The sequence below is a fragment of the Frisingicoccus sp. genome, assembly GCF_048388605.1.
GTDB lineage: Bacteria > Bacillota > Clostridia > Lachnospirales > Lachnospiraceae > Frisingicoccus.
The window spans coordinates 35,575-49,219 of record NZ_DBGCTU010000030.1; the positions used below are offsets into that span (position 1 = coordinate 35,575).

13 protein-coding genes and 1 pseudogene are annotated in these 13,645 nt (G+C 40.5%); 4 read left to right on the forward strand and 10 right to left on the reverse strand.

Annotated features, from left to right (window positions below):
• Positions 1-133: 133 nt before the first annotated feature.
• Both ACMN7X_RS07180 and ACMN7X_RS07185 read right to left on the reverse strand, forming a co-directional pair.
• Positions 134-1,195: a hypothetical protein gene (locus ACMN7X_RS07180; protein WP_418746789.1), complete on the reverse strand. Its 1,062-nt coding sequence runs from the start codon at positions 1,193-1,195 to the stop codon at positions 134-136.
• A gap of 144 nt (positions 1,196-1,339) precedes the next feature.
• The gene (locus tag ACMN7X_RS07185) at positions 1,340-4,132 is read right to left on the reverse strand and encodes an RHS repeat-associated core domain-containing protein (protein WP_418746790.1); all 2,793 of its coding nucleotides are present in this window, start codon (positions 4,130-4,132) and stop codon (positions 1,340-1,342) included.
• 203 nt (positions 4,133-4,335) lie between these two features.
• Here ACMN7X_RS07185 and ACMN7X_RS07190 point away from each other — a divergent pair.
• The 4 genes and pseudogenes from ACMN7X_RS07190 to ACMN7X_RS07205 all read left to right on the forward strand — a co-directional run.
• A pseudogene (locus ACMN7X_RS07190) lies at positions 4,336-4,647 on the forward strand (hypothetical protein); the annotation flags it as partial.
• Between the two features lie 91 nt (positions 4,648-4,738).
• The gene (locus tag ACMN7X_RS07195) at positions 4,739-5,017 is read left to right on the forward strand and encodes a type II toxin-antitoxin system RelB/DinJ family antitoxin (RefSeq protein ID WP_178041161.1); all 279 of its coding nucleotides are present in this window, start codon (positions 4,739-4,741) and stop codon (positions 5,015-5,017) included.
• Positions 5,014-5,304: a type II toxin-antitoxin system YafQ family toxin gene (locus ACMN7X_RS07200; protein ID WP_418746791.1), complete on the forward strand. Its 291-nt coding sequence runs from the start codon at positions 5,014-5,016 to the stop codon at positions 5,302-5,304. Before ACMN7X_RS07195 ends, ACMN7X_RS07200 begins: the two co-directional genes overlap by 4 nt.
• Positions 5,305-5,321: 17 nt before the next feature.
• A complete protein-coding gene (locus ACMN7X_RS07205; RefSeq protein WP_418746792.1) occupies positions 5,322-5,522 on the forward strand; it encodes a hypothetical protein in 201 nt (66 codons plus the stop codon).
• A gap of 8 nt (positions 5,523-5,530) precedes the next feature.
• On the opposite strand, the gene ACMN7X_RS07210 is transcribed toward ACMN7X_RS07205, so the two are convergent.
• The 8 genes from ACMN7X_RS07210 to ACMN7X_RS07245 are packed head-to-tail and all read right to left on the reverse strand — an operon-like array spanning position 5,531 to position 13,606.
• Positions 5,531-6,511, reverse strand: a complete 981-nt coding sequence (locus tag ACMN7X_RS07210; protein WP_418746793.1) for an ABC transporter ATP-binding protein — start codon at positions 6,509-6,511, stop codon at positions 5,531-5,533.
• 2 nt (positions 6,512-6,513) lie between these two features.
• Positions 6,514-7,497 carry an ABC transporter ATP-binding protein gene (locus tag ACMN7X_RS07215; protein ID WP_418746794.1) on the reverse strand — a complete coding sequence of 328 codons (984 nt, stop codon included), beginning with the start codon at positions 7,495-7,497 and terminating at the stop codon, positions 6,514-6,516.
• Between the two features lie 16 nt (positions 7,498-7,513).
• The gene (locus tag ACMN7X_RS07220; RefSeq protein WP_418746795.1) at positions 7,514-8,863 is read right to left on the reverse strand and encodes a xylulokinase; all 1,350 of its coding nucleotides are present in this window, start codon (positions 8,861-8,863) and stop codon (positions 7,514-7,516) included.
• The gene (locus ACMN7X_RS07225) at positions 8,860-9,600 is read right to left on the reverse strand and encodes a KDGP aldolase (protein WP_418746796.1); all 741 of its coding nucleotides are present in this window, start codon (positions 9,598-9,600) and stop codon (positions 8,860-8,862) included. The genes ACMN7X_RS07220 and ACMN7X_RS07225 overlap by 4 nt, the downstream gene beginning before the upstream one ends.
• Positions 9,601-9,656: 56 nt before the next feature.
• Positions 9,657-10,754 (reverse strand): aminotransferase class V-fold PLP-dependent enzyme, encoded by a 1,098-nt coding sequence (locus ACMN7X_RS07230; RefSeq protein ID WP_418746797.1) that lies wholly within the window; start codon positions 10,752-10,754, stop codon positions 9,657-9,659.
• Between the two features lie 16 nt (positions 10,755-10,770).
• Positions 10,771-11,799 carry a glutamate cyclase domain-containing protein gene (locus ACMN7X_RS07235; RefSeq protein WP_418746798.1) on the reverse strand — a complete coding sequence of 343 codons (1,029 nt, stop codon included), beginning with the start codon at positions 11,797-11,799 and terminating at the stop codon, positions 10,771-10,773.
• Positions 11,800-11,834: 35 nt separating this feature from the next.
• Positions 11,835-12,674 carry an ABC transporter permease gene (locus ACMN7X_RS07240; RefSeq protein ID WP_418746799.1) on the reverse strand — a complete coding sequence of 280 codons (840 nt, stop codon included), beginning with the start codon at positions 12,672-12,674 and terminating at the stop codon, positions 11,835-11,837.
• Positions 12,675-12,685: 11 nt separating this feature from the next.
• Positions 12,686-13,606, reverse strand: coding sequence for an ABC transporter permease (locus ACMN7X_RS07245; protein ID WP_418746800.1), 921 nt, complete (start codon positions 13,604-13,606; stop codon positions 12,686-12,688).
• Between the last annotated feature and the right edge of the window lie 39 nt (positions 13,607-13,645).

Sequence of the window (13,645 nt, forward strand, 5' to 3'; positions counted from 1 at the left end):
AATATGCCCCAAACAGAAAATGCCTGTCAACCGTTGCTGACCAGAACTCCTTATATATACTATCCGACCTCTTCCCACCCTGAAATCGGAACCATTAAAGACCTGGCCAGCAATGGTAAATCAAGCACTATTTTTATCTATAAGCCACACTTAAATTTATTAACTCTCCATTCACATAAAACTCATATTCTTCTATCGGACATGAAATATATGTTTGATATACCAAATACCCATTGCTTGTCCTCACCGTTTGAATTTCCCTTTCCTGATTATCCTCAACGTTTAAATCTTCACCGGTAACAGAAAGATACTGGATATAATATTCTCCATTGAGTTCGAAGACCCAACATTCCCCGGTAATATCATACATCTGAACATCTTCCGCATTTGTATAATATTTCCCATTTAACTTTTCTCCCAGAGAATATGTAACCTGTATTTTTTCACTTGAGCCTTCTTCTTCACCGAAGAAAAAATATGTATTCTCCCCAGGCACTAACACATAATTCTTAAACCACGGGGCCTGAAGATTTTCCAGTTCCTCTAAAGAATCAAAACTCTCAACAGCTTTCTCTTCGCTATCCAAGCCATATGCAGAACTCAGATCTATTGGAGCGCCATCTATATCAAGTTCATACTCTTCTATAGGACAGTCGATATATTTCACTTCATAACATGTCACGCCATACATTTCAAGGGTTTCAAATTCTCCTCCACGATTATCCTGAATTTGCTTTTCGCCATTTTCAGTATCTACCCCCACATAATATTCTCCCCTACAGCAGACAACAAAGGCCCCTTCCATGGATATATATTTTTCTTCACTTGTTGGCAGCTTCTGATAACCGTCGTCCTTTTTTTCGAACACTTCGATGCTGAAGCCAGCGTTCCCATCCGACATTTTTCCCATAAGGAGCATCATCGTAGTGCCACCCGATACGGATAATACTCCCTCATTATTTTCTTTTTTGACCTTAAGTAATTCTTCTATAGAAGGATAATAATCACCGTCATGGATACTTTGAGTTTCAGGGATAGTTTCTTTATTTTCTGCAACAGAAACTGTTTGATTTTCCTCTGTTTCATTCGTTTTTGTTATACTCAGCTTTAGTTTAATTCCTCCACTCAGAATCCCCCCAAGGATAGCTATTAAAAGTATGATAATCGACAAAATCAAAGCTGTCTTTTTTGACATTCTGCACCTCCGCGTAATTAATTATTATTTTCATTATAGCTATTTCTCCCTCTATTGTCTATAGTCCAAAAATCATTTATTTTGCAATAACAATATAGAAAATCCCCTTGACTTCATTCTTTATTGAAATCAAGGGGACACTTTTTATCCCAAAATAGGCCTTAGTGCTTGCCCGAAATTAAATAAGCCATTCACAATTGCTGTTGCTGCAGTTATTACTGTACCCACTGTAGCAGTAACTGCTGCTGCCGGTGCCATAGTAACCATCGCCATTACCCCCACAGTAACTGCCGCTGCTGATAAAAATAACATAGTTTCATCACTAATGTGAAGGGATAAATTTAAATTTGTTCCACAAAGTGTTTCTTCACTATATCCTATTTCCAATCCATTTTTGTCAACTGCAACTAATGATTGCTTCGTTGCCGTATAAAGGCCACCACCAAAACTTCCCGTACTTGGATTAATTTCTGAATACATGCCCACGCCTCTAAATTTCGCGGTTCTATAGCCTGCACTTGCCGTAATTTGGCCCTCGCTGAACTTTGTATGGATATAATCACCTGATTTGGCTTCATTCAACTTCTTTGTAGTACTTTCGCTAATACTAAATTTTATTCCTAAAGCCTCAACACTTAGATTCCAATGTTCAGTTTCTATATCATATTGTATAGAATTTGAAACTTTTTGAGTTTTACGAGCTGTCTCTGATAATTTTAAAGCTGCCACTACTCCTACACCAATAAGGAGTGGTACAGACATATTTCCTCCCGCATCTGTATTATTCACCGGATTATTCAAACAATACACAAATAGATTATGGGTTCCAAGCTGTCCTACAACTCCGGCCAGAATATCTGCATTAATAAACCGCTTCAATTCTGGAGAATAATATCTATCGCCAAGATAATACAGATTGGTTTCTACATCGTAGTAATATCCTCTGTATCTTAACGGATTACTTTTCCCCAATGTATTAGCCAAAGAACCGAAAACACTTTGTATATTACCCCATGCATCATACTGGTATTCTACAACCCATTCTCCACTGGCATCAATCAGGCCGATAACATCATTCTGGAGATTTCTTACATAATAATATTCCGTCCCGTTATAAAGAACAGCCACTGCAATTCCCTCTGTATTGTATGAGAACCTCATATCGGTATTGACTGATTTTTCTCTCATAAGCTGATTCCCTACATACATATACTGAGTTTTGACAGCTCCAATCGTTTTTGAATTGCGTTTTCCATTATGATTATACGTATAGTTTATTTCTGTTCCATCTGCTTTTGTAATACCCGCCAACACTCTTCCATTTTTCCATGTGAAAGTCGTACCATCATAAGATGTCAGATTCCCAATAGCATCATAGGCTAACGGTTTTCCGCCACATGTGAGCATTTTATCTTTCCATACAGAATCATAGGTAAATGTTTTCTCGCTAATGAGAGCGGTCGTTGGAACGGCTTCCGTTGTATAAGCATACACTTTTTCCGAAACCATATTACACCCGGCATTATAAGTGTACAGTGTCGTATGACCCGTATCATTATCATTAACACGTATTAACTGTCCAAAATTATCATATTCATATGTTATTTTGGTCCAATTAGTAGAAATCTCCTTGATATTACCATCTGTATCATAAAGATATGATATGCCTCTTCCATTGTTTCTAATACTTTCAATAACCGGAGTGTATGTATTATTACTTCCAAATCTATACCCATAAGATGTTGTAAACATATTGGTTGTATCCCACATTTGAGAGGTTAATCTGCCAAACATATCATACGTGGATGTCAAATGTTTCTCTCCCAACGTAGTCATTTTTGTCTCCCGGTAATCAGCATCATATTCATAGGAATTTTCTGTTGTTTCTTCTCCATAGTTTTGTCTGATGTTTTTTAATTTGCCATTTTCATCATAATTAAAAAGAACAAAATGGTTATCCTTATTCTCCACCCGTACCATCTGATTTGCCGCATTGTACAAATAGTGCATACATTCATCGTTATCTTTATCAATAACATAGGAAAGATTTCCCTCATTGTCATAGATATATTCAAAGCACTCAGATTTAGTTCCATCACTCTGGACAGAATATTTTTTGCTTATACGGTCGTATTTATCATATTCCTGACTGACTCCTGTTCCATTACCATAAATCACTGTGTCAACCAGATTACTATTAGCCTTATATGTATTAGTTGTAATTACCTGATTGCCCACTTTAGATTGAGTCATATTTCCTAAGCCATCATAAGCAAACGCATACCCCATACCATTATGGGTAATTGTCTTTATCTGGTCTTTTTCATATACATAGCTCTGGGTAATCGGAAGGTTAAGGTCAATTACTTTATTGTTTTTACTAACAGAAACAACTCTCCCCATCAAATCATAAGTATAACTTGTTTTTCTGTCTTTAGCATCTGTAATCGATATTACATTTCCAGTATTTGTATCATATTCATAGGAAACTTTATTACCAAAGTAATCCTTTTCTTCAGCCAGATAATTTCCATCCGGAGTATATATATACTCCTTCTTAATAAACTGTTTTTCATTGTCTGGATTTACAATTTCATATGATACTACATTTCCATAGCCGTCATAAGTAAACTTATATTTACGATTCCCTGCTGTCGTTGCTTCTGTAACATTATGCTTAGAATCATATACATATTTAAAATCATTTCCAGATGGCGTCACAATTTTTGTAATATTGCTATTTGTATCATATGCAAAAGTCGTCTTTCTATTTCCAGCATCCGTGCAGGAGATAACATTTCCATCTTCATCATAGGTAAAACTCGGCCAATATTCATCCCGGTACACCGACAGTCCGTCAAAATAAACTTTATTCGCATTGTTTTTTAACAGATAACTTGCCTTGACAGAGGTATAATCTTTCTTTGCAACAACCACTTTATTTACATACTGCCACTGATTCGAATCGCTGGCAAAATTCCCCGTAAATGCCTCTTTGCTTCCATCTGAATAGGTAAATTCCAGTTCAACGCCAAAGGCCCGGTTATCATTTTTAGGAAGCGGGTTTCCACAGCCCCATCCGCTGATAACATAGGAATCATTTGCCTTTCCTGAGACAGGAATGAAAAACCTGTGTTTTAGCCGAAGAATTGGGACATCACGAAACTTCTTTCGGAGACATCCTTGATCAATCTTCGACGGCAAACCGAAAACAGGAGTATAAAGCCCGAATTTGGGCCTATAAAAAGATGATTTCCCCGGAAGACTTGTATTCGGCCTTTAAAGCCGGATGCCGGAATCGCTATGAGATCGCTGAACATATCGGTGTTACTGAAGAGTTTCTGGAAGAAGCTCTGACCTACTTCAGAAACCGATATCCGGAAGGCCTGAGAAAAAGCTCTTATATGATTCGTTTTATCCCAAACCTTCAGATTCTTATGTTTTTTGATTAAATGAAATTTCTGTTAATTATTCGTGCAAAGTATTGCGTTTTTCGTGCAATCAGCATATACTGTAACTACCAGCAAGAAGGGAGATGATTGTATGGCTGGCTCTACCACAAACATCAGCATCCGCATGGATTCGGATTTGAAAGCACAGGCCGACGCCTTGTTTGGGGAACTCGGCATGAACCTGTCTACGGCATTCAACATTTTTGTCCGTCAGTCGCTTCGCGAGGGCGGGATTCCCTTTAACATTTCTCTGAATCAGCCCAACAAGGAAACTATTGCCGCCATGTTGGAAGCGGAAAGGATTGCAAAAGACCCGTCTGTGAAAGGTTATACCGATTTGGATGAGCTGTTTGCAGACCTGAAAGCATGAAGAAAACAAAGTATACTGTCAAAACCACCACGCAGTTCAAAAAGGACTACAAGCTGGCAATAAAGCGAGGGTTCAAAATCAATCTGTTGGAAAATGTGATCGCCGCTCTTGCAATGGGGGAACCGCTGCCAGAAAAGTGCAAAGATCACGCCCTCACCGGGAATTGGGCAGGACACCGCGAGTGCCATATTCTCCCGGATTGGCTGCTGATCTACCGCATTGAGGACGATGTGCTGGTACTGACACTGGCCCGCACCGGGACGCACAGCGATTTATTTGGAAAATGAAAAACACAGGCCGCCGCATGGAAGAAATTCTGTGCGGCCAGTTTATCCGCTTCAGCCTGCCATTTCTTCAGAGTGATCAGTTCGCCAGCAGCTTTCAGATTTTCCCGATACCAGGCGGCGAGTTCCTTTGTGTTTTTCGTACTGCGTCCACATTTTCAGGTGTTCGTCCAACACTTTCATTCGGCGCTCCCCAAAACCGGCAAGAGTATTTTCTATAACAGATTTTTTATTTTACACTTATCCCCAACGGAAAATGGCATGCTACCATATGGTCTTTACCCACAGTTCTAAACTCCGGCTGTTGGGTTTTACATATATCCTGACAATATCTGCATCTCGGATGGAATTTGCAGCCGTTTGGCGGTGCAGAAGGATTGGGTACATCGCCAGCTAAAACAATCTTTTCTTTTCGCGTTTCTTCATCTATCTGAGGGATTGCAGAAAGCAAAGCCTCCGTATAAGGGTGCAGACTATTATTATAAAGTTCATCTACCGGCGCCAGTTCCACCAAATTCCCAAGATACATAACTCCAACGCGATCTGAAATATAATTAACAACACTCAAATTATGAGAAATAAAAAGATAGGATAATTCATATTTTCTTTGAAGCTCTTTTAAAAGATTCAAAATCTGTGATTGGGTGGAAACGTCCAGGGCGGAAACAGCTTCGTCGCAGACAATAAATTTCGGATTCAAAGCCAGAGAGCGGGCAATACTGATTCTCTGCCTTTGTCCACCTGAAAACTCATGAGGCCACCGCTCCATATATTCTTTGCCCAAACCCACATCACAAAGGAGCTGTTCCACCCTCTGTCTGCGTTCCTGAGCAGATTTCACACCATGGGCAATCATGGGTTCCTCAATAATTTCTCTTACTCGAAATCTGGGATTTAAAGACCCATAGGGATCCTGAAAAATAATCTGCATATCCTTCTTTAATTCTCTGAGCTGTTCTTTATTCAGATCTCCGATTTCCCTTCCTTCAAACTCAATGCATCCATCTGTTTTCTGCAGCAAACCTATCAGGCACTTTCCCATAGTACTTTTCCCACAGCCGGACTCGCCGACAATTCCAAGCGTCTCACCTTTAAAAAGTTTGAAATTGACATCATCTACGGCTTTTACCGTTTTAACAACCTTTTTCATTAACCCCTTTCGGACAGGAAAATATTTCTTTAAATGTTTTACTTCTAATAAAATTTCCATCATTATTCCCCCCTGGCATTTTCATAAAGCCAACATTTTACTGTCCGCCCGCCATCCATTGTAATTGTAGGAGGCATTTCTGTTTTGCATCGTTCCCGGCAGCACTCGCACCGATTGCAGAATCGGCACCCCGCACTGCGCTCACCGGGCGCAATCACTGTTCCGGGAATAGCGTACAGCTTTTCCCCTTTTTCTCCAATTTTTGGTATTGATTTCAACAAAGCTTTTGTATATGGGTGCAATGGCTTTTTGAAAATTTTATCCGATGCTCCTGTCTCAACCACATTTCCCGCATACATAACAATAACTCTGCTGCATAATTCAGATACAACACCCATATCATGCGTAACTACAATCGTACTCATATCTCCACTCTTGCAAAGTTCCTGCATTAAACGAAGTATCTGAGCCTGAATGGTTACATCCAACGCTGTTGTCGGTTCGTCTGCAATCAGTAACTTTGGATGACATGACAGGCAAATGGCAATCATAACTCTCTGCCTTATTCCACCGGATAATTCATATGGATACTGTTTCAAGCGATCCTTCGGCATAGAAATTCCTACCTTCTCCAACATTTCTGTCGCATATTCCAACGCCTCTTTTTTATTATATTTCAAATGTTTACAAATACACTCCGCCATCTGTTCGCCAATGGTATATACCGGGTTTAATGCTGTCATCGGTTCCTGAAAAATCATGGAAATCTCTTTTCCCCTGAGTGCTGTATATTCTTTTTTTGACAGCTGAGTCAATTCCTTTCCATCAAACAGGATAGATCCCCGGTCAATCTGTCCGGGTTTTTTCACCATTCCCATAATTGCACGGGAAGTGACACTTTTTCCACATCCGGATTCTCCAACAATGCCTATAATTTCAGCTTTATTTAGCGAAAAACTCACGTTTTCCACGACTGCCGCACGTCCATTAACTGCCGGATAGCTCACCCTCAAATCTTTTACTACAAGTAATTCTTCATTCAACATTCGCACCTGCCTTTTTCTATAGATTCTTATATATTTCCCATTCCTGCTTTAAAGAAATATCGTTTTCAGGCAGAAATATTTCTTGCTTTAAAGAAAGCTGTGAAATAGCTTCATACAACTGACTTGCCTTCTTCTCATATATCAGTACCAGTGCTGTTAAACCGGCAAACGTTTCCCCATTTTGCAGAATAAAAACAGGCATCCCAAAAAGATTTGAAATTCGCTGCATAAACCCTTTATTTACTGTGCTGCCTCCGGTAACAAATATTCGTTTTATTTCCTCTTTTTTTATGAATGTTTGAGCCTCATTATAAATCTGAAACAAAATACCATTCAGGACAGCTGTCATCTTCCCGCCGTTTTCACTTGGAGCATGGGGATAAAACACTCCATTTTTAAATACACAGCCTTCTGTTTGACCTTCCACTCCTCCTGCCAGCCGTATATATTCCTCTGCGCTGTCTCCACCTTCATTTATTCGTACTCCCTGCAAATAGAGATTTCCGTCCAAATGTTGTGAAAAAAAATTATCCGCAGGAGTAATGCTTGTATCTGTCAGATATCTCAAAACTGCTGTTGTTCCAAGCGAAATGCAACAGTCGCCTTTCAATACTGCGCCTGATGAGATATTTGCCGCCGGTCCATCACCACTTCCTACCAGCACCGGAACTGTATCTATCGACCAGGTATTGGCCACTTTTTTCTTAAGTATACCTGCCAGTTCATATGGTTTCTTCACTTCAGGAAGCATCTCTTCGGGAACATCCAATACTTTAAGCATTTCCTGCCACCATTGCCCGTCTTTCTGACAATAGAGTTGTGTCGTTGATGCCGAAGCACAATCGATTACCCGTTCTCCGGTTAAACAATACAATAGATAGGTTTTAGCATCCATGATATATCTCGTTCTACTCATAACCTCCGGACAATATTTTTTTATCCACAGCAGTTTTCCCGGCCAATATATACCGTTCAACGGACAACTTGTGTTTTTATATATTTCTTCCCGCGATATTAATTCTGTAAGTGATTCGATAAATCCTTCTCCTCTGGTATCTATCCCATAAATCATATTTGCCAATGGAAGGTTGTTTTCATCAAGAAGCAGCAAACTATTCATTTGCGACGAAATGCAGATTGCCCCCACCTGATATTTCTCTGATAAAACTCCCCGAACAGCCTCATTAAATGCCTGATATAGCGCCTCTGCAGAACTTTCGACATAAAAATGATCATATATCTTTGGAGTTCTTATACTTGTTTTTGTTAAAAGTGCTCCGTCGTAATCCATCAATGCAGCCTTTATGTTTGTGCTGCCCAAATCTACCGCCAAAATACATCTTTTTCTAAGTTGGACATTTATCATTTCAGAGCCCTTTTAATTTCTGCTACAGCTTTATCCATTTTCTCAAAGTTCAATGACCCCTTCTCATCTTTTAAGGAACCGTAAAGATGAGGCATTACATATTTTGCACCGGCCTCAAGGCATGTCCGAACAACAGTTCCCACATTATCCGGCGTAATTCCACCTGTTGGTTCTATCATCATATCAAACTCACCGGCAACGCGTGCCGCTTCTGCCAGTTCCTCTAAATGCTGCAGCCCTTTGACCGGGAAAAGCTTTAAACTTTTGACATGTGTTTCTTTGAGCATGGCTACCGCAGCACGGATTGGCACTACAGCCTCTTCATTCTCGCTCATTGGGCCGGTTCCAATCTGCACATAACCAACCCTGCCGGTAGGTTTAATTAACGCATTTGCTATTGTTCGATTTCCTTTTTCATCAATCAATCTCTGTGCCAAAGCTGCCGCAGGAAAAACCTGATTTAAATGTTCCGTGTTACAGCTCAATGCCAGCTTCAGAGCTCGTTCCCACTGGGTGGAGGCTCCATCGCCAAGCCCCGCCGATACACGGATTCCTTTTTCCTGCAAGGCCTGAACAGTTCGAATACCGTCTTCCAACTCAGAGAAAGATTTCGCCGTGACTCCCGTTAAAAAGACATTTCCATAACGCTCCCTCGCCTCAAGACATTGCTCGACACTAAAGCACTGAATGTTAATCAATATTTTTCCGCCAATACTATCTTTAAACATCTGTTCCATTGTTATATCCTTTCCTTTCACTTTGTGCAGACACAAAACCTTACACCTGTAAAAAATCAATCTAATATTTCAAAGATTCGTTTTGCTATGACAGGCAATTCATCTTCTTTCAACTCTCTCGGATCAAATTGAATAATTCCTTCATCCACAAGATGATTTCTTGTTCTGATTGACGGATTGCCGCCTTCTAATTCTGAAATCATTTGTTTTCCGGTCAATTTACAATTTTCCCCAAGTATTAGCTGTACACGGGGAATCGGGCGTGTTGCATCCCACTTGATTCTGGTCGTAATTCCTTTTACATCTGATAAAAGACGCTGTAATTCATTTGCAATTTTCTCAAATCCTGCAACCTGTTGTTCCTCATTTCGCCTGCTGTATTGCTCCAGAGCAAAATAAAGACCCATAATATTTTCTTTTCCTACCTTCATCATTCTGGCAATGCCTTTATCCTGAATCTGACAGTTATGCATCCGCTCTTCAGACCCGATAATTAAACCCGAGGTCGGCCCGCCAATAGCTTTATGACCGCTGAACACTACATAATCCGCTCCACTTTCTGCATAATATAATAAATCCGTTTCTGCGGCAGCATCTACGATTACCGGAAGGTTGTGTTCATGCGCGATTTTAATCACCTGTTCCAAAGAAAGCATGCCGTTCGATACCGCATGATGGGAAACTACATACACAACCGCAGCCGTTCTTTCATTAATTGCGCCAAGTAAATGATACTCCTTTGTCCCTGTTACCATTCCAATCTCTTTAACAACTGCACCGGTCAAACGAATGGCCTGAGCAATATTGGCGCCAAAGTTAACCATATGACCTTTTTGAATAATAATCTCATTCGGTATCCAGTTCACATCCGGGAGCATTTCTACCTTATACATATCTCCTCCGGTTAATACCGATGCAACAGAAATCACAATTCCCGCGGCACTGCATGCGGTTACACAGCCGGCTTCCGCACCTGCCAAATGAGCTGCCAATTTTCCAATCTTTGGTTTCAGCAATTCCATATCCACGTATCCTTGAGCAGCCATCCCCATTTTTTCAATGACATCCGGTTCAATTGCAGAGCTCCCCAAATATGTCATCTTTCCAGCCCCATTAATAATCTTAGGCAATCCTATTGTCTCATATGGATTCATATCTCTTCTCCTTCTGTCAATTCTTATTCCATCCGCCCATATGCATATGTATTGTCATAGACATTATTTCCGTCAATCCTACATTCACTTTATGACAAGTTCCATCATTTTTAGGATCCACATATGCGGTCAACCCGTCAATTGCCCCTGCATCCACTAAGGCATCTGTGATTCGAACGATATCTATGTGATCAAATATTTCTGCTTTATTTACTGCGGCTGATATGCATGCCGCCATGCCAAGCGCTCCCCAATTGGAGATGCAGGATACAACAAGATGATCTACTTTCGTAGCCGGAACTACAATGTCGCCATTTTTTAAATACCGAATAATTGCTCCTGCTGCATTGCCCATACCCAGCTCATTTCCGCCGTCTCCAATGCCAATGGTTAAAATTCCTCTCTCTCTGGCCTCTCTCATACAATAATCTGCTTTGATGACCAACTCTGTCGGTACTTCTCTGCCGGTTACATTGTGATAAACGCCCTCTTTATTTGCTCCTGGAAGTTCTATGGAAATCAGCGCATCCGGTCTTATTTTATCAAGCAATTTTTTTGCATCTGATTCCGCTTTCTCTGTTTCCGTGGTAAAACTGATCACTGTCGAAACAGAGGCTTTCGGTGGCCCCGGTTTTGATTTTAATGCCGTCTCCAAATCAGATACGATCAGCCCCGCGGCTCTCAGGCCCGCAGCACCGAATTTATATAATTTTTCTTCCATAACAAGAATCGGAATAACATCAAAAGCTTCTTCCAGAGCACGTGCCAGAATAGCTGCCCCTACCGGCCCATCCGTTTCCGTTAATCCTGAGATCAGCCAGGAACGGCTCGGCCATCCGGTAAAAATCAATACACGGCTTCCCGGTTTCATACGTTCTTTTAATGCAAGTACTGCTCCCATGGCAAGCGGCATTTTTCTCTCTCCATACACCTGAGCATATAATTCATGAGAAATGCCTCTCGCCGTATAATCTTTTGCAACCAACGCGTCGATGACTTCTCCCAATCTGATCAATTTATCCATATTATCCATTCTTTGCTCCATTTCTAAGTACTCTTTTGTTTTCGTGTTTTTGTAAATTATGTTTTTTTAGAATCCAGTCTGTTTCTGATTCCGTCTCCCAACAAATTAAATCCTAAAATTAAGATTGCAATAAACAATCCCGGGAAAATCATAAGGTGAGGCGCCATATCAAAATACATGCGTCCCCGACTTAACATTGTTCCCAATTCTGCTGTAGGCGGCTGAACCCCTAATCCCAAAAAACCTAATGCGGACGCAACAAGCAACGCTTCACTGGCCATCAAACTTAAAATTACTGCCGTATTTCCTGTAATATTTCGTATAATGTGCCTCGTCAAAATAAAATATGTGGTACTTCCTACTGCTTTTCCAGCTTCGATATATTCTAAATTTTTGACCTGCATTACAAAGCCCCTGATATACCTGATCAACTGCGGTGCCTGAGTAACAGCAATCGTGAATACCAACCCCCAAAAACTGGATCCAAAAATAGTTACAACAAAAATAGAAAGAACCATAGATGGGAATGTAAGAATAGATTCCGAGACAACAGAAATTACCCTATCCACATTGCCTCCCACATAACCGGCGCACAATCCAAAAGGAAGAGCGAGAATATAAGCAAAAGACACCCCACATACCGCAATCATCAAATCAATCCGTCCTCCCTCAAGAACTCTTCTGAATAAGCCTCTTCCCGCTTCATCTGCTCCAAATAAAAATTCTCTATCCGGTCTATGCAAAGCATTCGCCAAATTCTGACTTTCCCCTTTTAAGAAAAAAGGAACAATGCATACAAGTACGGCATAAATAATAATAATACCCGCTCCGATTGCCAGGCTTCGATCCTTAAAAAAACGAAACAGCTTCTTTTTCCCTATTGACTTTTCTCTCACGCCTGTCCCTCCTATTCCAGCCGAATTCGTGGATCAATCTGTCCATACAATAAATCTACAATCAAATTTATACTCAGAAACGCCAGTACAAAAAAGAACGTGATCCCCTGCATTAACTCATAATCTCTGAAACTTACAGCCGCCAATAACAGTTGTCCCATTCCCGGATAGGAAAACAAATTTTCAATAACAACAGATCCCCCCAGCAGATACCCTGCCTGCATACCAACCATTGTCACTATTGGCGGAAGAGCCGGTCTCAATATGTGACGAAAAATAATAACCCCTGTTTGCATTCCTTTAGCTTCCGCGAATCTTACATATTCTTCATTAACTACTTCCATAACCGCAGATCTGGTAATTCTCGCAATTAAAGCAATAAGTCTCGCCGCGATTGCCAACACCGGCAATATCATTGCATAAAATGAGCCATATCCAATTGCCGGTAATACGCCTAATTTCACCGCAAAGATCTGAACCAAAACAAGGCCCAGCCAAAAATTGGGTACTGCCAATACGCATACCCACAGCATCAGCAAAACCTTGCTGAGTTTTGAATCCGGGTATACCCCTGAAAAAATACCTGCACTAACACCAATTACAACAGAAACCAGGATACTGCCTGCCATCAATTGCAGCGTAGGGATAATTCGATTTTTAATTACTTCAAAAACCGGCTGATTATAGGAATAGGAAAATCCCAAATCACCAGTCAGCAAATTTTTCAGGTAATTTACGTATTGTACACCCAAACTTTGGTTCAATCCCATAGTCTCTCTGAGATTATCCACCTCTGCCTGTGTCGCCCCCGGTCCTAAAATCAACGATGCCGGATTCCCCGGGAGCAGACGGAACAAAATAAACATAAGTGATACCACCAAAAACACCTGAAAAACAAGATTACATAGCTTTTTTACTACATAGCCAGACATACAAATCCCCCTTGTATTCTTGTTTTTAAAATAAAAACC